Source organism: Arthrobacter sp. ok362, assembly GCF_900102785.1.
Taxonomy (GTDB): Bacteria; Actinomycetota; Actinomycetes; order Actinomycetales; family Micrococcaceae; genus Arthrobacter.
Genome location: NZ_FNGC01000009.1, coordinates 19,962 through 40,712 on the forward strand (window position 1 = coordinate 19,962; position 20,751 = coordinate 40,712).

A 20,751-nucleotide genomic window follows, 5' to 3' on the forward strand; every position below is an offset into this window, starting at 1 on the left:
TGGATCATGACCTTCAACCCTGCATCCTTTGCTGCCCAGGTGGCGGCACTGCTCATTGTTCTGGGAGCCCTGCACAAGCCCCTGGGCATCTACATGGCCCGCGTATTCGAGGGCAAAACGTCATCCCGGCCCGAGCGTCTCTTCTACCGGCTCGCCGGGATTGACGCCGGCACAGACCAGACGTGGTCCGTGTACCTGCGCAGCGTCCTGGCGTTCTCGGCTGTCTCCATCCTGGCCGTGTTCGGCCTCCAACGGCTGCAGGGCGTCCTGCCGGGCAGCGGATCCCTGCCCGGCGTGGATCCGTGGATTGCCATGAACACCGCCATTTCCTTTGTGACCAACACGAACTGGCAAACCTACGTCCCGGAGGCCACGGTGGGGATTTTCGTGCAGATGTGTCTGCTGGCGGTGCAGAACTTCCTTTCGGCCGCCGTCGGCGTCGTCGTCGCCGTCGCCCTCATCCGCGGCATCGCCCGCACCAGGACGCAGCGGCTGGGCAACTTCTGGGTGGACCTGGCCCGGACCTCGTTCCGGCTCCTGCTGCCGCTCGCATTCGTTGCTGCAGTGGTCATGGTCCTCGGCGGCGTGGTGCAGAACTTCTGGCCCACCGACGTCACCAACCAGGCGTCCGGGGTCAGCCAGATCATTCCCGGCGGCCCGGTGGCGTCCCAGGAAGCTATCAAGATTCTCGGGACCAACGGCGGCGGCTACTTCAACGCCAACTCCGCCCACCCGTTCGAGAACCCCAACGCCCTCATCAGCATCTTCGAGGTGTTCCTGATCCTGCTCATCCCCTCGGCGCTGCCCTACGCCTTCGGCCGGATGGTCGGTGACCAGCGGCAGGGCTACACGGTCGCCGCCGTCATGGGCACGCTGTGGCTGGCTTCGGTTTCGCTGATGGGCTGGGCCGTGGCGGCCGGGCAGGGAACCGCGACGGCGGCGGCCGGTGGTCTCGGCGAGGGTTTTGAACAGCGCTTCGGTCCGGTGCCAAGCGCGATCTTCGCCACGTCCACCACGCTGACCTCCACCGGCGCCGTCAACGTCGCCCACGATTCCCTGCCGCCCCTGGCCGGAGGCGTGGCCATGGTGAACATGATGCTCGGCGAGGTCGCCCCCGGCGGGACCGGCTCCGGACTGTACGGGCTGCTGATCCTGTCCATCATCTCCGTCTTCATCGCCGGGCTGATGGTCGGCCGCACCCCGGAGTACCTGGGCAAGAAGATCGGCCCCACGGAGATGAAACTCGCGGCCATGTACATCCTGGTCACCCCGACCCTGGTCCTGGCCCTGGCCGGCATCACCGTCCTGCTGCCGGAAGCCATGGTCAACGCCCCGGCCACCGGTCCGCACCAGTTCAGCGAGGTGCTCTACGCCTTCACCTCCGGGGCCAACAACAACGGCTCCGCGTTCGGCGGCATCACCACCTCCGGCCCCTACCTCTCGGTCATGATGGGCCTGGCGATGCTGCTGGGCCGCTTCCTCCCGATTGTCCTGGTGCTCGCCCTGGCCGGCTCCCTGGCCCGTCAGGGCAAGGTTCCCGCCTCTGCAGGCACCGTCCCCACCCACGGCCCGCTGTTCGGCGGCCTGCTGCTCGGCGTGACAGTGATCATGACCGCCCTGAGCTACTTCCCGGCCCTTGCCTTGGGCCCCCTCGCAGAAGGACTCCTGAAATGACCCCGTCCCAGACGGACCTCGCCGCCCAAACCTACGCCGATGGCAATCCCCTCGGCACTCCCGGCGAGCACAAGCACCACACCAAGGCCCCGGCAAAGCTGACGCTCACGTCCGTCGCCGCCGCCCTGCCCCTGGCGGTCCGGAAACTTTCCCCGCGGCAGATGATCCACTCCCCTGTCATGTTCACCGTGCTGGCGGGGGCCGCCCTCTGCACGGCGATCTCCCTGTACCGGCCCTCGGTCTTCGGCATCGCCGTCACGGCCTGGCTGTGGCTCACCGTCCTCTTCGGCACCCTGTCTGAATCCATCGCCGAGGGCCGGGGCAAGGCCCAGGCCGACAGTCTCCGCGCCAGCCGCAAAGGCGTTCAGGCCAGACTCCGGCAGCCCGACGGCACCACCCGGGACATCCCCGGCACGGACCTGCGGCGGGGTGATGTGGTCATCTGCGAGGCCGGGGACGTCATCGCCTCGGACGGCGAAATCATCGAAGGCCTGGCGAGCGTCGACGAATCGACCATCACCGGCGAATCGGCCCCGGTGATCCGCGAATCCGGCGGTGACCGATCCTCAGTCACCGGCGGCACCAAGGTCCTTTCTGACCGGATCGTCGTCCGCATCACCGCCGAGCCGGGACAGACGTTCATCGACCGGATGATCAAGCTGGTCGAGGGCGCCGTGCGGCAGAAGACCCCGAATGAGATCGCCCTGCACGTGCTGCTGGTCTCCCTCACCATCGTGTTCCTGGCCGTCACCATGTCCCTGGCCCCGTTCGCCGCCCTCGCCGGCGCCACCCCGTCCCCGATCGTGCTGGTCGCCCTGCTGGTCTGCCTGATCCCCACCACCATCGGGGCCCTGGTCCCGGCGATCGGCATCGCCGGGATGGACCGCCTGGTCCAGCACAACGTGCTGGCCACTTCCGGCCGTGCCGTGGAAACCGCCGGGGACATCACCACGCTGCTGCTGGACAAGACCGGAACCATCACGTACGGCAACCGTCGTGCCGTCAATTTCTTCCCCGCCAGCCAGGTGGAAAGGACCCAATTCATCGAGGCCGCACGGGTCTGCAGCCTGGCCGACGAAACCCCCGAGGGACGCTCCATCGTGGACCTCGCCGTGGACAAGGGCGTGACCGGGTCCGATCTGGTCACCCTCGAACGCAGCTCTGGCGTCTTTGCCCTGGTCCCCTTCAGCGCCAGCACCCGCATGAGCGGCCTGGACCTTGACGGGCGTCAGATCCGGAAAGGCGCCGCCTCCGCGGTTTCCGCCTTCGTCGCCGGGTACGGCGGCCATACCCCGGCCGAGGTCGAGCACCGGGTGCAGGAAATCTCGGCCCAGGGCGGCACACCCCTGCTGGTGGCCCAGGTGGGCCAGGACGGCCGTGCGGACGTCCTGGGGACTATCCACCTGGCCGACGTCGTCAAACCCGGCATGCACGCCCGCTTCGCCGAACTGCGGCAAATGGGCATCCGGACGGTCATGATCACCGGCGACAACCCCATCACCGCCAAGGCGATCGCCGCCGAGGCCGGGGTCGATGATTTCCTGGCCGAAGCTACCCCGGAGGACAAGCTCGGGGTCATCAAAAAGGAGCAGGCCGCAGGCCGTCTGGTGGCCATGACCGGTGACGGCACCAATGACGCTCCGGCCCTGGCCGCGGCAGATGTCGGCGTCGCCATGAACTCCGGCACCCCGGCAGCCAAGGACGCCGCCAACATGGTCGACCTTGACTCCGACCCCACCAAACTCATCAACATCGTCGGCATCGGCAAACAGTTGCTCATCACCCGCGGCGCCCTGACCACCTTCTCGGTGGCCAATGACGTCGCCAAGTACTTCGCGATCGTCCCGGCCCTTTTCACCGCCACCTTCCCCGGGCTCGGACTGCTGAACATCATGGGCCTGGCCACCCCGTCCTCGGCCATCCTCTCCGCGGTGATCTTCAACGCCCTGATCATCATCGCCTTGGTCCCGCTGGCGCTCCGCGGAGTCAAATACCGCGCCGTGTCCGCCAACCAGGCACTGGCCCGGAACCTGCTGATCTACGGCCTCGGCGGCCTCATCGCACCCTTCATCGGCATCAAGATCATCGACCTGATGATCGCCCTCATCCCCGGAATCGGCTAGGAACATCCCCATGAACACCCTCACCGGCTACCTCCGCCAGGCCGGCACCGCCCTGCGCTTCCTGCTCTTTGCCACCCTGGTCCTCGGCGTCGCCTACCCCCTGGCCGTCTTCGGCATCGGACAGCTCATCGCCCCCTACCAGGCCAACGGCTCCATCCTCAAAGACAGCAGCGGCGCGCCGGCTGCGTCCGCCCTGATTGTCCAGGCCGCTGCCAACGATTCCGGCGTCCAGGACCCGCGCTGGTTCCACGCCCGGCCCTCGGCCGTGAAATGGGACCCGGCGTCATCCTCGGCGTCCAACTTGGGGCCTAACGATCAGAAACTGCTCGACGCCGTCACCACCAACCGGTCCGAAGTCGCCGCCGCTGAAGGCGTGGGTGCGGCAGCGGTGCCGCCCGACGCCGTGACCGCCAGCGGTTCCGGGCTGGATCCGGACATCTCCCCCGCGTACGCCCAACTGCAGATTGCGCGGGTGGCAGCAGCGAACGGCCTCAGCACCGACGCCGTTGCCTCCCTGGTGCAACAGCACACCAGCAGTGGACTAGCCGCGTTTCTCGGCCAGCCGTCGGTGAACGTGACTGCCCTCAACCTCGCCGTGGCGGCGGCCGCCCGGCCGTCGCAGCCGGCACAATCCAAGTGAGAGAATGACGGCATGGCACGTGGAATGCTGCGGATCTTCCTGGGGGCGGCGCCGGGTGTGGGCAAGACCTACGAGATGCTCGAAGAAGCCCACCGTCTCGGCAAGCGCGGCGAGGACGTCGTGGTGGCGTTCGCCATGGACCACGGACGCAGCGAGACGCGGGCGCTCCTGGAGGGACTCGAAGTCATTCCGCCCAAGAGGCTGCCCTACCGGGGCACGGAGTTTGAGGAGATGGACCTCGACGCCGTCCTGGCCCGGGCGCCGGGGACCGCGATTGTGGACGAATACGCCCACTCCAACATTCCCGGAAGCCGCAATTCCAAGCGCTGGCAGGACGTCGCTGTGCTCCTTGATGCCGGCATTAATGTCCTCTCCACCGTCAACGTCCAGCATTTGGCGTCCCTGGGGGACGTTGTCAGCGCCATCACCGACGTCCACCAGGCGGAGACAGTGCCAGACGACGTTGTCCGCCGGGCAGATCAGATCCACCTCGTGGACATCTCCCCCGAGCTGCTCCGCCAGCGCCTGGGCGACGGCAAGATCTACGCGGCCGACAAGATCGACGCCGCCCTCTCGAACTATTTCCGCTTGGGCAACCTCACGGCACTGCGCGAACTTGCCTTGCTATGGCTGGCCGACCGGGTGGACGAGGGCCTGGCCAAGTACCGGGCCGAACAGGGCATTGACGAAAGCTGGCCGGCCCGGGAGCGAATCGTCGTTGGGCTGACCGGCGGCCCGGAAGGGGAAGTCCTGATCCGCCGGGGGGCCCGCATCCTCAACCGTGTCAACGGCGGAGACCTGCTGGCGGTCCACGTCCGCGCCGCGGACGGTGTGGCCAGCGAATCCCCCCAGGCACTGGAAGCCCAGCGCCGCCTGATCCAGGATCTGGGCGGCAGCTACCACATCGTGACCGGGGAGGATCCGGCGGCAGCGCTCCTGGACTTCGCCCGCAGCGTCAACGCGACCCAGATCGTCGTCGGCATCTCCCGCCACAAAAAGCTCGCCGGTCTGCTGGGAAACCTGCTCGGTGGCGGGGTAGGCACCCGAGTGGTCCGCGATTCCGGGGACATCGATGTCCATATGGTCTCCCATCCCCTCGGCGGCCGGGGAACCCGCCTGTCACGGCAGCGCGACCTTGGCCGTGTGCGGGTCGCCGTCGGGTTCGGCCTCGCTGTGCTGCTCCCCATGGTCCTGCAACTCCTGCTTTCGCTCCTGAACCCAGACCGGAATGTGGCCGCCGCCATGTTGGTCCAGCTCACCGGTTCGGTGGCGGTGGCGCTGATCGGAGGATTGTGGCCGGCCATCCTGGCCGCGCTGTGGAGCAGCCTCCTAGTGAACTACTTTTCGACTCCGCCGCTAGGCAACCTGACGATCAGCGATCCGCAGAACTTCCTGGCCCTGCTGGTGTTTGTGGGCGTCTCTGCCGCCGTTGCCGTTGTGGTCGATCTATCGGCGCGCCGCTCCAAGGAGGCGGCACGGGCCCGCGCCGAAGCCACGACGCTCGGTGATCTGACGCGCAGCGCCGCCGGATTGGAGGACACGGTTCAGGCATTGCTGGAACAGGCCTTGAGCGTCTTCCAGGTGCGTGGTGCTGCTCTTTTCAGCCTTGGCTACGGCCTGGCGGACGGCAACGACGACGGCGGCGGCGCAATACCAGGCCGGCTGTGGCATCTTCAGGCCGCCGCCGGTGAAATTCCAGACCTGTCCCCCAGCGAGACAGAAACCGATGCCGCCCCGGACAACGTGGAAGACATCGACGCCACCACCCGCCTTGTGCTGTTCGGACGGATTCTGCCGGCAAGCGACCGGCGCCTCCTGGGGGCGTTCGGACTTCATCTGGGGGCACAGCTGGAACGCCAGCAGCTGGTGGCCAGCCGGCGGGAAATGCTTCGCTTGGCCGAGAGCAACACGATGCGTACCTCCATCCTCCGCGCCGTTTCGCACGACCTGCGCACCCCCTTGGCCGGGATCAAACTTGCAGTCGGCGGACTACGGCACGGCGACGTCCATTTCACCAAGGAAGAGGAGCAGGAGCTGCTGGCGACGATAGAGGAGTGTTCGGACAGGTTGGACGCGCTGGTGGGCAATCTTCTGGACATGTCCCGGATCACCGCGGATGCCGTAAATCCCCTGCTCAGGCCCGTGCGCTGGTACGAAGTAATCCCGGGTTCCCTGAGCGCCGTCCCTGCCGGGAGGGTGCGGGTGGACCTGCCTCCCAACATGCCGGAGATCGAAGCCGACCCCGGAATGCTGGAGCGGGTGATTGCGAACATCGTCGAGAATGCCGTGAAATATGCCCCCGATTCGGACATCGTCCTGGTCGGGGCGGCCGGCGGGCTGAGCCCGGCGACGCTCGAAGGGCACCCTGCCGGCGAGCTCCGGGTCATCGATCACGGCCGGGGAATCCCGGCGGAGAGTGTCGTGGAAATGTTCCGGCCTTTCCAGCGGCTCGACGACGCCCCGCAGACCACCGGGATCGGGCTCGGGCTGGCGGTGTCGAAAGGGTTCACCGATGCCATGGGCGGCAGCCTCACCGCCGAAGCGACGCCCGGCGGAGGCCTGACGATGATCATCCGGCTTCCCTTGTCCACGGGCACCCCGTATGACGGGCACCGCGCCCAGGCCCCGATGGAGCCGCAGTCACTGATGGCGCGCCGCGGCCATGTGCTGCCCCTTGCGTCCGGACCGGACACGCCGTGACGGCTGTCCTGGTGGTCGACGACGACCCGCATCTGTTGAGGGCCCTCCGGATCACGCTCCAGGCCCACGGCTACGCCGTCACCACCGCCGCGGACGGGACCTCTGCGCTGCTGGCAGCCACCCAGAAGCCGCTCTCACTCATCATCCTGGACCTCGGCCTGCCCGACATTGACGGGACCAGCGTCCTGAAGGAGCTGCGCGGCTTCAGCAGCGTTCCGGTGCTGGTACTGTCCGCCAGGCACGGCTCCGAAGACAAAGTTGAGGCTCTCGATGCCGGCGCGGATGACTACATCACCAAGCCGTTCGGTCTGGACGAGCTCCTTGCCCGGCTCCGGGCCCTGCTGCGCCGCAGCGTCGAACCGGAACACGAAGCGGTGGTTACGACCGAAGCCTTCACTGTGGACCTTGCCAAGCACCGGGTGACCAGGGACGGCGGGGACGTCCGGCTGACCCCCACAGAATGGAAAATTCTGGAGGTTCTGATCCGGAATCCGGAAAAACTCATCACACAACAGCAGTTGCTCTCCAGGGTCTGGGGCCCGGCGTACGCCAAGGAGACCAACTACCTCCGGGTATACATGGCCCAACTACGCCGCAAGCTGGAGCCTGATACCGCCAGCCCGCGCCACCTGCTCACGGAGGCCGGCATCGGCTACCGCTTCATGCCCTGAGTCCCGCCGGCGCGCAGACAGCCCGTGATACTGCCGTTTCCCTCCAGGCAACCCGGCCATGGATACTTGGGCCATGACTAATCGCAGCCCGCTCAACAGGGACGATGCCGGCCCGTCCCCGCTGCCGGAGATCCCGGCGCAGCTGCGCGCCGTCCTCAACGGGATCCCGGCCCTCGTCGGCTACTGGGACACGGGACTGCGCAACCGCCTGGCCAACGATGCCTACTGCGAATGGTTCGGGCTTGGGACCCAGCAGCTTCACGGCATGCATGTCCGGGATGTGCTCGGCGAGGCCGTCTTCGAGGCCAACAGGCCGCAGATCGAGGGGGCGCTAGCCGGAGAGCTGCAACAGTTTGACCGCACCCTGGTGGATGCCGCGGGCCAGTCTCGCTTCACCGAGGTCACCTACACTCCCGATAAACGGGACGGTGCGGTGCAGGGCTTCTTCGTCCTGGTCACGGACATCACCGAGCGGGTGCTGGCCGACCGGCGCCGGCAACGGGACATGGACCGGTACCGTGCCCTGGCGCGGAGTGTCCCCGGAGTCTTTGTGCTCCTCTTCGACGCCGAGCTGCGCTACCTGATCGCCGAAGGCCAGGAGCTGGAAACCTTCGGCTACCGCAGGGAAGAGCTCGAAGGCCAACGCATCCAGGACGTGCTCAAGGGAAATCTCGCCAGCGAGCTCGAGCCGCGCTACCGTGCGGCCCTCGCGGGCCGCGAGGTCTCCTGGAGCCGGCAGATCGGGCACCGCACCTACCGGCTGAATGCCGGACCGGTCTATTCCGACGATGAGGCCGCGGCCGGCATGGTGGTGGCGGTTGACATCACCGAGCGCCTGCAGCAACAAAAGGTTTGGCAGGCCCTGCACGAAATAGCGACCGAAGTCGCGCGCAACGCGGCCCCCGCAGACATCTCAGAGCGGGTCGCCGCGATTGTCCGCGATCTGTTCAACGTAGATTCCGCCGCCGTCGTCCGTTTCACGGGCGCGTCCTCGGCGGAAATCGTCGCCATGGCCCCGACGCTCCCGCCGACGCTGAGCCGGCGGCAGATCTTCGCCCCGACGGACGAGTCCGCCACCATCCGGGTGGCAGTGACCGGCAGGCCGGCCCTCGTTCTCTACCGGCCGGAGGGGGGACAGGCAGCACAGGAGATGCGCGCCGGCGGCTTCCAGTCCGCGGCGGCGGCGCCGATCCGGGTCCGCGGCAGCCTGTGGGGTGCTGTCAGCCTGAGCTCGAAGTCGCGGACAGGGGTCACGGAAGCGATGATGGAGCGGCTGGCCCAGTTCGCGGAGCTCGTCGAAATCGCCATCGGCAACACGGAGGCACGGACGGACCTGGAGCAGCAAGCCACCACCGATGCCCTGAGCGGCTTGCCCAACCGGCGGGCCCTGGAACGGCACCTCGCCGAACACGTTGCGCAGGCCGGGAGCCGCGGGACGAGCCTGAGTGCCGTAGTCCTGGATATCGACCACTTCAAGAGGGTCAACGACACCCATGGTCACTTGATGGGCGACGTCGTACTGGCGGAGGTCGCGGCGAGGCTCCGGACGGTCGCCCGCGCCAAGGAGATCGTGGCCCGATTCGGCGGCGAGGAGTTCGTGTGGCTGCTCCCGGAGACCGACGGCGCCGAGGCCCTGCGCGCGGCCGAACGTGCCCGCGAAGCCATCGCGTCCGAACCGTTCGGGGAAGTCGGTTTCCTGACGATCTCCGCCGGAGTCTGCGAGCAGGGCGACGCCGCGGCCGGTTCCCTCCTGGACTGCGCGGACCGGGCCCTGTACGAGGCCAAGAACGGCGGCCGCAACCGCACGTCCCGGTACGGCCACGCAAGCCCGGCGGTTCACTCTGCCCAGGCAGACCGGGCGCGGGACGGCACGGACATGCGCGGAGCCTAGACGAAGGCGGACTTCCCCGTCACGGCCCGGGCCACGATCAGCGAATTGATTTCGTAGCTGCCCTCGTAGGTATAGAGGATTTCGGCGTCGCCGAAGAGCTTGCCCATCTCATAGTCGCTGCTGATGCCGTTGCCGCCCATGAGGGACCGGCCCATCGCCACCGAGGCACGCGCCAGCCTTGTGGTGGTCGCTTTGGCCATGGCGGCCTGGACCATTTCGAGCTTGCCGTCTTCCTGGATTCGCGCCAGCTGGGCCATCAGGGCCAAGGAGGCGGTCGCGTTACCCAGGATCTCGGCGAGCTGCTGCTGGATGAGCTGAAAGCGGGCCAGTTCCTTGCCGAACTGGCGGCGCTGCAGCGAATAGGCGCGCGCTACGTCGAACGCGGCGAGCTGGATACCGGCGCCCTGCCAGCCCACCCAGGCCCGTGAATCGCGCAGGAGCTCATTGGCCTTGGAGAAGTCGGTGGCGCCGGGCAGCAGGTTGGCCGCCGGGATGCGGACCTCGTCGAGGACAATGTCGGCGTTCTGCATGATGCGCAGGCCGATCTTGTTGGCGATCTTCGTGGCGGTGTAGCCGGTACGGTCCGTCTCCACGATGAAGCCCTTGATGTGCTGGTCAGCGACGTCCCGGGCCCAAACGAGGGCGAAGTCCGCGATGGTGCCGGCGCCGATCCACCGCTTGGCGCCGTTAAGGACCCACTCGCCGCCGTCCAGCCGCGCGGTGGTTTCCAGGCCACCGGCGATGTCCGAGCCGTGGTCCGGCTCCGTCAGGGCGAACGCTCCGAGCTGCGTGAACGCGGTGAGGCCGGGGAGCCAGCGTGCCTTCTGTTCCTCCGAGCCCAGCTCATCGATCATGCCGACGATCAGCTCGTTGTGAATGCCTACGAGCGCCGAAAGGGAGACGTCGGCGCGCGCCACCTCGACGTACATGAGCCCCTTGAAGAGCTTGGACGTACCGTCCGTCTGCAGCCCACCCAGGCCGTATTTGCCAAGTTCCGCGAGCAGGTCGAAGGGAAACTCCTCGCGATTCCAGTAGTCGATCGATGCGGCCCGGATCCGGGACTGCAGGAATTCCCGGACCTCCTGGTAGCGGAGCTGTTCGTCCGGCGGCAGCAGGTCCACGATGTGCATCAGGTCGGCGTCGGGAAAGGGCGGCTGCACCGCGGTAACGGCTGTGTCTGATCCGGCTGTGTCTGATGCCGCTGTGTTTGATTCCGCTGTGTTTGATTCCGCTGTTTTCGTGGCTGGCGCCAACTGTCCGCTGGCACGTCCTTGTGGCTGCACGGGCACGTATCCCTTCGTCATGCGCCGCCTGCAGAGCAGCGCCGCTCTTCCAAACCCTTGGATGTCCTAGTATATTGCACAGTGACGGGGATCACTAGGCAGGCACCGTGCCGGGCCGGCGGGATCCCAGGCAACGGCGCCAGGTCCGGAACGGCAGCGCCAGAGGACTTGAAAGGTGCACCATGACCGTGACTGAGGAATTCCGGGCCGCACGGGACCGGCTGCTGGCCCTGCGCGGGGACTACGACGGCGCCCGCAGCGAGTTCCAGTGGCCGCGCTTCGAGGAATTCAACTTCGCCCTGGACTGGTTCGACCAGCTCGCGGCAGACCCGGCCAAGGCGGACAAGCCGGCACTGGTGATCGTCGAACAGGACGGGTCCGCGACCCGGCGCAGTTTTGCGGACCTCTCCCGGCGCTCGTCCCAGGTGGCCAACTGGCTGCGCGGGCAGGGCGTGCGGCGCGGGGACCGGATGATCATCATGCTCGGAAACCAGGTGGAGCTCTGGGAGCTCATGCTGGCCGGCATCAAGCTGGGCATCGTCATGATCCCCACCACCACCCTGATGGGGCCCGCCGACCTGCAGGACCGGGTGGAGCGCGGCGGCGCGTCCTGGGCCGCCGTTGGCAGTGCCAACATCGCCAAGTTCGCCGGCGTCACCGGTGACTACACGCTGATCGAAATCGGTGCGGGCCCCGCGGAGCCCGCCGCCGCGGACAATGCCCGGCAGTACGCTGCCGCTTCAGCGGCCGGCGTGGAGTTCACCCCGGACGCCCCCACCCTGGCCGACGAGACCCTCCTGCTCTATTTCACCTCCGGCACCACGTCCAAGGCCAAACTCGTGGAACACACGCACACGTCCTATCCGGTGGGACACCTGTCCACGATGTTCTGGATCGGGATGGAACCAGACGACGTGCACCTCAACGTGGCCTCGCCGGGCTGGGCCAAGCACGCCTGGTCCAATGTGTTCACTCCCTGGATTGCCGAGGCGTGCGTGTTCATCTACAACTACGAACGCTTCGACGCCAAGGCCCTCATGGACCAGATGGACCGCGAATCCGTGACCAGCTTCTGCGCCCCGCCCACGGTCTGGCGGATGCTGATCCAGGCCGATCTCACCCTGCTCAAGAACCCGCCCACCAAGGTGGTGTCCGCCGGCGAACCGCTCAACGCCGAGGTGATCGACCAGGTCCACCGCGCCTGGGGCCAGACCGTCCGGGACGGCTTCGGCCAGACCGAATCGACCGTGCAGATCGCGAACACCCCGGGCCAGCCAATCAAGATCGGCGCCATGGGCAAACCGCTGCCTGGCTACGACGTCGTGCTCGTGGACCCCGCCACTGGCAAGGAGGCCGACGACGGCGAGCTCTGCCTGCGCCTCGACCCCCGCCCCGTGGGGCTCATGAAGGCGTACTACGGCGACCCGGACAAGACGGCGGAGGCTTTCCGCGACGGTTATTACCACACGGGGGACATGGCGAGCCGGGACGAGCGCGGCATCATCACCTATGTGGGCCGCGGCGACGACGTCTTCAAGTCCTCCGACTACCGGCTGTCCCCCTTCGAACTGGAGAGCGTGCTGATTGAGCACCCGGCGGTGGCGGAGGCCGCCGTCGTCCCCTCCCCCGACCCGCTCAAGCTGTCGGTGCCGAAGGCCTTTGTGGTCCTGGCGGCCGGGCACCAGCCGGGCCCGGAGCTGGCCGAGGACATCCTGCGGTACTGCCGGGAGCACCTGGCCCCGTTCAAGCGGATCCGCCGGCTGGAGTTTGCCGAGCTCCCCAAAACGATCTCCGGCAAGATCCGGCGCGTGGAACTGCGGCACAGCGAGGAGCTGCGCCACGGCGGCGGGCCCCTTCCCGAAGGCTTCGGCGTCGAGTACTCCGACTCCGATTTCCCCGGGCTCAAGGGTCAGGGCTGAGCGTGGGAACACCGCTGCCGCGAGATCCGATCGCCGACGCCCGGCTGAACTGGGAACGCCACGGCTGGTCCGACGTCGCCGCCCCGATGGCCGCGATCACCGCCATCATGCGGACCCAGCAGATTCTGCTGGGCCGGATCGAGGCCGTCCTCAAGCCGTTCGGACTCACGTTTGCCCGGTACGAGCTGCTGGCGCTGCTCAGCTTCGCCCGCAGCGGGGCGCTGCCCATGAACAAGGCGAGCGCGCTGCTGCAGGTCCACCCCACCTCGGTCACCAACGCCGTGGACCGGCTCCAGGACGCCGGGCTGGTGATCCGCTCGCCGCACCCCACGGACGGCCGCACCACCTTGATCGAGCTCACCTCCGACGGCCGTGCCCTGGCCAAACGGGCGACAGCGGTGCTGAACTCAGAGGTGTTCGGCCAGTCGGGCTTCGGGGACCAGGACGTGGACCAGCTGATCCGTATCCTCGGCACGTTCCGCCGCAACGCCGGGGATTTCAGCGGCTGACGCCGGACAATCAGCTCGGCCCAATCAATTCACACCGAAATTTATGGCTGCGGGGCGCTGTTTCGGTCCCCGCCGGATCACCGTATCCGAATCCGAAGCAAATGCTTCAGTGTGTGGTTGACTGATCCCAATTATTTTCGGCGGAGAAGGACGTCGTGGACGGCGAAGACCAAGCAACACTGCCCCGGCAGCGATCTCTCTGGCGGCACCGCGGCTTCCTGTTGCTGTGGGGTGCGGAGAGCATCAGTGAGCTCGGCGCACAATTCAGCATCCTCGCGCTGCCGCTGCTTGCCGTGTCCGTGCTGGGGGCGGACGAGTGGCAGCTCGGGGTCCTGAACGCCGCGGGCACGGCCGCGTTCTTCGTGGTCGGGCTCCCGGCCGGGGCATGGGTCGATCGATGGCTCAAGCGGCGCGTGATGATATTCGCCGACGTCGTCCGGGCACTGGCAATCGCCGTCGTCCCGGTGCTGTGGTGGCTGGGATCCTTGCAGCTGTGGCATCTCGCGGCCGTTGCGGCGGTTGTCGGCATCGGCACCGTCTTTTTTGATGTGTCCTACCAAAGCTATGTGCCGGTCCTTGTGGCCGGACAGCAGGTCGCCGACGCCAACTCAAAACTCGAAGCGAGCTTCCAGACGGCCAGAATCGCAGGGCCTGCCCTCGCCGGCGCCCTGCTCGCCATAGCCGCTGCCCCGCTGTTGCTGGTCTGGGATTCTTTGTCCTACCTCTTCTCGGCGGCCCTGCTGTGGCGGGTGAAGGACGGCGAAGTGCGCGCGGACCGGTCCGCACGCAGGCGGCTCGCCAGTGAAATCGCCGAGGGCGTCAGGTACGTCGCGCGGGAGCCGGTGATCCGACGGGTGGTCGGGACCACGGCAACGTCCAACCTGTTTTCCACCCTGACGTTCACGCTGCTGCCGCTGCTGGTGCTCCGGGAGCTTCATCTGGGCGCGGCGGGACTTGGCCTCATCCTTTCGGTTGGGGCTGTCGGCGGGCTTCTCGGCGCCGTCGCCACGCCCTACCTTTCGCGCCAGGTGGGTGAGGGACGCATCATTTCGGTCTCCGCCGTTGCCGTCGCGCTCATGCTGGCGTTGATCCCCTGGGCTGCGACGGCACCGGCTTACAGCCTGCCGGTCCTGCTGGCCGCGGAATTCGGCCTGTCCTTCGCCGGGATGACGTACAACATCACCCAGGTGAGCCTCCGGCAGCGCCTCTGCCCGCCGCACCTGCTCGGACGGATGAACGCTTCGATCCGCTTCGTGGTGTGGGGGGTGATGCCGTTTTCCAGCCTTGGCGCGGGCCTGCTCGGAGACCGGCTGGGGATGCTTGCGACCATGTGGATCGCGGCCGCCGGAGCGCTCCTGGGCTGCGCCTTCGTGGTGTTCTCGCCATTGACCGGGATGCGGTCGCTGCCTGTCGGGTCCCCCGCGGCGCAGGTTCCCCAGCGGGCAGATTCCGCCTAGGGCTCAGCGGGGCGCGTCGGGGTGGATGCTGCGGGTCTCACCGCGTTCATGCCGGGGCCGGAGCCAGCCGGGCCGGTGAACCTTTGGCAGCACCTTCGCGACCGCCAGAGCCGCGTACATGACGGTATTGATCGCCACAAACGTCGCCAGGATGGCGAACCACTCCGAGTTCAGGAGCGACTGCGGGAAGAGAATGCCCGTGGGGACGGGCACGCCGGTGAGGCTCATGCGGGCTCCTTGACGGCCTCAGCGGCGGTGGCGTGGGTGACGTGTTTCCAGTTCGCGGTCCGGCCCAGCGAAATGTCGATGATGCCCTTGATGTAGACGATATTCAGGAACATGTCGAAGAAGAGTTCGGGGAAGAGCGTGAGGGCCAGGATCCTGGCCCGCCAGCCGCCCTGCCAGACGGTGGCGACGCGTTCGATCATGAACACCCCGCCAAGTCCCAGCCAGAACGGGAACCAGATCCATACGTCCAGGGAGAACATCATGAGGAAGATCAGCAGCAGGTAAGCGCTGAGGGCAATCACGCCATAGCCGATTCCGAGCTGCTGCACCCAGTAGCGCGTCGTCTGGGACGTGACCCCGTAGGCGCCAATGTTCTCCAGCGCTCCCCGCTGCCAGCGGAGCCGCTGTGACCAGAGCGTGGACCAGGTGGGCATGAGTTCGGTAACCACAGTGCACGCCATCGGCGAAATCATGAGGGCGCCAAGCGACTTGAGCGCAATGGTCAGTTCGTTGTCCTCGGTCAGCGCCGCGGTGTCATAGACGTCGCCCCGCGTCCCGGGAATCGAGTCGCCGCGCTGCTCCGCGATGGTGCGGAGGGCGACCGGGCGGAAGAGCGACGCGGTGCCGGTCAGCACGAAAACCCTCCCCCGCCGGCGCTTGATCTCCCGACCGTAGCGGAGGTACTCGTTGCGCTGGAACTGGCCGAGGACACCGTGGCCTTCCTCCCCGTAGAACAGGCCGCCCACCGCCATCAGGGCGCGGTCCTCCTCGAAGCGGTTCACGGCTGCGCCGAGGAAGCCGTCATCGAGCTGGGTGTCGGCGTCCATGACCATCACTACATCGTTGGCACCGAGCATGGGGAGGATTTGCTTGAGCACCTGGTTGAGGGCGCCGGCCTTCTTTTTCGTGTTGTCGACCGACTCATAGAACTCGACGCCGGCGTCGCGGGCGATATCCACGGTGCTGTCGGTGCAATTGTCCGCCACCACGATGATGCGTTCGGGGCTGTGGGACTGCGCCCGCAGCGAGGCGATCGTAGAGGGCAGCGAGACTTCCTCGTTGTGGGCCGGGATGAGCACGGTGACGGTGACAGGCCCGGCATAGACTCCGCGCGTGGCCGCCATCACGATCTTCGGTGCCAGCGGAGCGATCCGGACGTTCGCCGACCTCCGCGACCGGGTGGTGATCCGGCGCTCCAGCAGGGCGACGCCGGCGGCCAGCAGCACTGCGAGCGCGACCGCCGCGCCCAGAATCCGGGCCCCGGGAGCGTTGGTGCTGTAGAGCACGTTCCACACCCCCAGGATAAAACCGTGCGGCGCCCCCTCAGCTTGCCCGCGGCCGCCCGCGGCGACGGCGGCCCACAGGACCGCCGCCGCAGTGCCCGCGATCACCGCGATGACCAGACCTACAGTCCGGTGAAGTTGTCCTCTGCCCATCGCCCAGATGCTACCAGCGAACCAGCGGCACCACTTGTCACATGAGAATCACCCGTCCCGCACTGGTGGACACCTATTTTGCCCTGAATCTGACGGGAGTATCGTGGTTCGGAGCCGGGCAGTGCCGTCCGGCCAGGCAGCAATCAGTCCTCACAGAGCGTCGATTGGCGATCGCCTAGGAGGGGCCATGACTTCGCCCACCATCCCCATACCGCAGCCTCCCCCGAAGCCGGTGGTCGGCAATTTGCCCGACATCGACTCGAGCAAGGGAATCCTGGGAATAGTCGAGGTGGCCGAGCGGTACGGCCCCATTGTCCGCATCCAGTTCTTCAACCGCAGCATCATCGCCATCTCTTCCCAGCAGCTCGTCAACGAAGTCTGCGACGAGTCCCGTTTCGGCAAGGTGCTGGGCGTTTCCCTGCGGCAAGTGCGGGAATTCATCGGCGACGGACTGTTCACCGCAAGAACAGAAGAACTGAACTGGCAAAAGGCGCACCGGATCCTGATGCCGGCGTTCGGGCCTGCGGCACTGAAGCGGATGTTCAGCGGCATGGACGACATCGCCGAGCAGCTGCTCCTGAAGTGGGAAAGGCTCGGCCCCACGGCCCGGATCGACGTACCGGACAACACCACCCGGCTGACCCTGGACACGATTGCCCTGTGCTCGTTCAGCTACCGCTTCAACAGCCTCTACCGGGAAGACATGCATCCCTTCGTCGGGGCCATGGTCCGCGGCCTGGTCGAATCCGGGGATCGGGCGCGCAGGCTCCCGGTCCAGAACAAGATCATGCTGCGCAAACGCCACCAGCTCGAGGAAGACCATGCCCTGATGTTCGAGGTCGCGGACCAGATGATCAGCGACCGTCGGCGCAACCCCAGCCCGCCTGGCAGCGAGGACATCCTGGACACGATGCTCAACGCGGCGGACCCGGTGACCGGCGAGCGGTTGTCCGAGGAAAACGTCCGCTACCAGATGGTCACCTTCCTGGTGGCCGGGCATGAGACCACCAGCGGCCTGCTGTCCTTTGCGCTCTACGAGCTGCTGCGCCATCCGGCTGTCCTGGCCCAGGCTCGCGCCCAGGTGGACGAGGTCCTCGGCACCGAAAGCGCCCGGTTCGAGCACCTGCCCCGGCTGGGGTACCTGGACCAGATCCTCAAGGAGACGCTCCGGCTGTGGCCCACCGCCCCGGCGTTCAACGTCGCCCCGTTCGAGGACACGACGCTTGGCGGCCGCTACGAGGTCCCGGCAGGCCAGCCCATCATGGTCCTGATCCCGCAGCTGCACCGGGACAAGGCGGCCTGGGGCGAGGACGCCGGGATCTTTGATCCGGACCGGTTCTCACCTGTTCGGGCCGCGGAAATCCCGGCCAATGCCTGGAAGCCCTTCGGCAACGGGCAGCGCTCCTGCATCGGCCGGGGATTTGCCCTGCAGGAGGCCATGCTCTTCCTGGCCAAGCTCCTGCAGCGCTTCGAGATCACGGCGGCGGACCCGGGCTATGAACTGCAGATCAAGCACACGCTGACGATGAAGCCAGAGGGGTTGTTCATCCACGTGCGCAGGCGCGACGTCAGAATCGCAGCCGGACCCCAGGCCGCCGTCGAACACGCCCAGCAAGCCGAAGCGGCAGCGGCGGCCGCCGCGCCCAACGGTGTCCCGATCCGCGTGCTCTACGGTTCCAATGCAGGCACGTCCCAGGACTTCGCCCAGCGCATCGCCAACGACGCCGGACGGCGCGGCTACAGCCCCACCATCGGTCCGCTCGACGAGGCGGCCGGCGGGCTGCCCACGGAGGGGCTCGTCACAATTGTGACGTCCTCCTACGAGGGGCAGCCGCCGGACAACGCCCGAAAATTCGTGGCCTGGACCGAAGGTCTGCAGCCGGGCAGCCTCGCCGGGGTGCGGTACACGGTCTTCGGCAACGGCAACAAGGACTGGGCGCGAACGTACCAGGAGGTGCCCAAGGCCATCGACACCCGGCTCGAGGCTGCCAGCGCCACGCGGATCTATGCCCGGGGCGAAGCCAACGCCCGCGGCGACTTCTTCGGCGATTTTGAAGAGTGGTACGCGGGATTCTGGCCCGCGGTGGACGCCGCCCTCGGGCAGAGGACCAGCCCGCCTACCGCGCAGCCCCAGCTTGAAGTCCAGTTCGTCGGCAACGTCCGGGACCCGCTGCTGCGCCAGAACGGGCTGGCACTGGGTACCGTCGTCGCGAACCGGGAGCTGGTCGATCTGGCCCAGCCCGGCGCCCGGTCCAAGCGGCATGTCGAGATCGCCCTACCCGAGGGAATGAGCTACCGGACCGGGGACTATCTGGCCGTGCTGCCGCTGAATCCGAGTGCACTCGTGCAGCGCGCCCTGGCCCATTTCAGCCTTGACTACGACTCGCACGTCCAGTTGAGCATGGAGAGCGGGGACACTTTCCTGCCCACGGGTGCTCCCGTGGCCGTGGGCGAACTGCTGAGCAGCTACGTGGAACTCGCGGTCCCTGCCACCCGCATCCAGCTCGAGGACCTGGCTGATGTCGCGGCGGATCCTGCCCATCGCGCCCAACTTGAGGCGCTTGCGCAGGACCGCGGGCGGTACGCGGTCGAGATCCTCGACAAGCGGGTCTCCCTCCTGGACCTGCTGGAGACGTATCCGTCATGCCAGTTGTCGTTCACCTCGTTCCTGCAACTGCTGACACAGCTCACCCCCCGGCGGTACTCCATCTCCTCGTCCCCGCTCTGGAGCCCCGACCACGCGACCCTGACCTTCGCCGTCATCCAGGCTCCGGCGTGGTCGGGCCGCGGCGTCTTCGAAGGGGCCTCTTCCACCTACCTCGCCCAGGCCAGGCTCGGGTCACGGGTCGCGGTTACTGTCCGTCCCTCGAACGCGGCTTTCCACCCGCCGCCGTCCCTGGAGGTCCCGCTCATCATGGTCTGTGCAGGGACCGGGCTGGCACCCTTCCGCGGATTCGTCCAGGACCGGGCGTTGCGGGCCGAGGCCGAGGATACGACGCCGGCGCCTGCCCTGCTGTTCTTCGGCTGCCGGGCACCGGACACGGACTTCCTCTACCGTGCGGAACTTGCGTCGTGGGCGGAGCAGGCCAACCTCGATCTGCGGCCGGTCTTTTCCACCGCCCCCGAAGACGGCATGAAGTATGTCCAGGATCGGCTTTGGGTAGACCGGGCCGACGTCGTCGAGCTGGTCCGGCAGGGGGCCACGGTCTACGTCTGCGGCGACGGCAAGCACATGGCGCCGCAAGTCCGGGACACGTGCGCCCTCATCTACCAGGAAGCGACCGGTGCCTCCAAAGAGGAGGCCGAGGCGTGGATGGCTGAAGTAGAACGCACGCACGGCAGGTACGTGGCCGACATCTTCACGTGATGCCGACGTACCTACCCTTCAACCGGCCTCCGTCGCCGGTTCCGCCTAGCGGTGGTTGAACTCCGGCTGCCGTTTCTCGGTGAAGGCGGCCATGCCTTCCTTTTGGTCCTCGGTGGCGAACAGGGAGTGGAACACGCGCCGTTCAAACAGCACGCCCTGGGCAAGCCCGGTCTCAAACGCCGCGTTCACCGCTTCCTTGGCCACCATCGCCACTGGCTTGGATTTGGAGGCGATCACCTCGGCAGCTTTCAGCGCCTCCTCGACGACGTCCGCGGCCGGTACCACACGGGACACCAGGCCCGCGCGTTCGGCCTCCTCCGCGTCCATGAAGCGGCCGGTGAGGATCATGTCCATCGCCTTGGACTTGCCCACGGCGCGGGTCAGGCGCTGCGAGCCGCCCATGCCGGGGAGCACACCGAGGTTGATCTCCGGCTGGCCGAACTTGGCGTTGTCCCCGGCGATGATGAAATCGCACATCATCGCCAGCTCGCAGCCGCCGCCCAGCGCGAAGCCGGACACGGCAGCCACGACGGGGATGCGAAGCCGGGTGAAGTCCTCCCAACCGCGGAACCAGTCCGCCGCGTACATGTCCATATAGCCCTTGGACTGCATTTCCTTAATGTCCGCGCCGGCGGCGAAGGCCTTCGCCGATCCGGTCACCACCACGGCACCCATCTCCGGGTCCGCGTCCATTCCGGTGACGGCCCTCACCAGCTCGTCCATCGTGGCCTTGTTCAGGGCATTGAGGGCTTCGGGCCGATTGAGCGTCACGAGGCCCACGCGGCCGCGGCGCTCCACCAGGATGTTCGCGTACTGTTCCGTCATGAGTGGTCCCCTTAGGTGGTGCTCGTCT

The 20,751-nt window shown here is 67.2% G+C and carries 14 protein-coding genes; 10 read left to right on the forward strand and 4 right to left on the reverse strand.

The window, feature by feature from the left end:
* Positions 1–6 precede the first annotated feature (6 nt).
* The 6 genes from kdpA to BLQ10_RS12735 all read left to right on the forward strand — a co-directional run bounded on the left by kdpA (position 7) and on the right by BLQ10_RS12735 (position 9,699).
* On the forward strand, positions 7–1,674 hold the full coding sequence (kdpA, locus tag BLQ10_RS12710) for a potassium-transporting ATPase subunit KdpA (RefSeq protein ID WP_091562537.1): 1,668 nt from the start codon (positions 7–9) through the stop codon (positions 1,672–1,674).
* A complete protein-coding gene (gene kdpB / locus BLQ10_RS12715) occupies positions 1,671–3,797 on the forward strand; it encodes a potassium-transporting ATPase subunit KdpB (protein ID WP_091562539.1) in 2,127 nt (708 codons plus the stop codon). The genes kdpA and kdpB overlap by 4 nt, the downstream gene beginning before the upstream one ends.
* Before the next feature lie 10 nt (positions 3,798–3,807).
* Positions 3,808–4,437: a K(+)-transporting ATPase subunit C gene (gene kdpC, locus BLQ10_RS12720; RefSeq protein ID WP_091562541.1), complete on the forward strand. Its 630-nt coding sequence runs from the start codon at positions 3,808–3,810 to the stop codon at positions 4,435–4,437.
* Between the two features lie 12 nt (positions 4,438–4,449).
* On the forward strand, positions 4,450–7,137 hold the full coding sequence (locus BLQ10_RS12725) for a DUF4118 domain-containing protein (RefSeq protein ID WP_091562543.1): 2,688 nt from the start codon (positions 4,450–4,452) through the stop codon (positions 7,135–7,137).
* Complete coding sequence (locus BLQ10_RS12730) at positions 7,134–7,808, forward strand: response regulator (RefSeq protein ID WP_091562545.1); 675 nt, start codon at positions 7,134–7,136, stop codon at positions 7,806–7,808. The genes BLQ10_RS12725 and BLQ10_RS12730 overlap by 4 nt, the downstream gene beginning before the upstream one ends.
* A gap of 73 nt (positions 7,809–7,881) precedes the next feature.
* Positions 7,882–9,699 (forward strand): sensor domain-containing diguanylate cyclase, encoded by a 1,818-nt coding sequence (locus BLQ10_RS12735; protein WP_175558603.1) that lies wholly within the window; start codon positions 7,882–7,884, stop codon positions 9,697–9,699.
* On the opposite strand, the gene BLQ10_RS12740 is transcribed toward BLQ10_RS12735, so the two are convergent.
* Positions 9,696–10,829, reverse strand: a complete 1,134-nt coding sequence (locus BLQ10_RS12740) for an acyl-CoA dehydrogenase family protein (protein ID WP_254785555.1) — start codon at positions 10,827–10,829, stop codon at positions 9,696–9,698. The genes BLQ10_RS12735 and BLQ10_RS12740 overlap by 4 nt on opposite strands.
* A 335-nt stretch (positions 10,830–11,164) precedes the next feature.
* Between BLQ10_RS12740 and BLQ10_RS12745 the strand changes: the two genes are divergently transcribed.
* From BLQ10_RS12745 to BLQ10_RS12755, 3 genes are all read left to right on the forward strand, one after another.
* Complete coding sequence (locus BLQ10_RS12745) at positions 11,165–12,901, forward strand: AMP-binding protein (RefSeq protein ID WP_091562553.1); 1,737 nt, start codon at positions 11,165–11,167, stop codon at positions 12,899–12,901.
* A 2-nt stretch (positions 12,902–12,903) separates the two neighbouring features.
* Positions 12,904–13,410: a MarR family winged helix-turn-helix transcriptional regulator gene (locus BLQ10_RS12750; protein ID WP_091562555.1), complete on the forward strand. Its 507-nt coding sequence runs from the start codon at positions 12,904–12,906 to the stop codon at positions 13,408–13,410.
* Between the two features lie 155 nt (positions 13,411–13,565).
* On the forward strand, positions 13,566–14,867 hold the full coding sequence (locus BLQ10_RS12755) for an MFS transporter (RefSeq protein WP_091562557.1): 1,302 nt from the start codon (positions 13,566–13,568) through the stop codon (positions 14,865–14,867).
* 3 nt (positions 14,868–14,870) lie between these two features.
* Here the strand turns inward: BLQ10_RS12755 and BLQ10_RS12760 are convergent, their stop codons facing one another.
* Together BLQ10_RS12760 and BLQ10_RS12765 are read right to left on the reverse strand one after the other, a co-directional pair.
* A complete protein-coding gene (locus BLQ10_RS12760) occupies positions 14,871–15,095 on the reverse strand; it encodes a hypothetical protein (protein WP_254785543.1) in 225 nt (74 codons plus the stop codon).
* On the reverse strand, positions 15,092–16,531 hold the full coding sequence (locus tag BLQ10_RS12765; RefSeq protein WP_091562559.1) for a glycosyltransferase family 2 protein: 1,440 nt from the start codon (positions 16,529–16,531) through the stop codon (positions 15,092–15,094). The genes BLQ10_RS12760 and BLQ10_RS12765 overlap by 4 nt, the downstream gene beginning before the upstream one ends.
* Before the next feature lie 187 nt (positions 16,532–16,718).
* On the opposite strand from BLQ10_RS12765, the gene BLQ10_RS12770 reads away from it, so the two are divergent.
* Positions 16,719–19,898, forward strand: a complete 3,180-nt coding sequence (locus BLQ10_RS12770; protein ID WP_091562562.1) for a bifunctional cytochrome P450/NADPH--P450 reductase — start codon at positions 16,719–16,721, stop codon at positions 19,896–19,898.
* A gap of 45 nt (positions 19,899–19,943) precedes the next feature.
* Here the strand turns inward: BLQ10_RS12770 and BLQ10_RS12775 are convergent, their stop codons facing one another.
* Positions 19,944–20,723 carry an enoyl-CoA hydratase gene (locus tag BLQ10_RS12775; RefSeq protein ID WP_091562565.1) on the reverse strand — a complete coding sequence of 260 codons (780 nt, stop codon included), beginning with the start codon at positions 20,721–20,723 and terminating at the stop codon, positions 19,944–19,946.
* Positions 20,724–20,751: the final 28 nt, after the last annotated feature.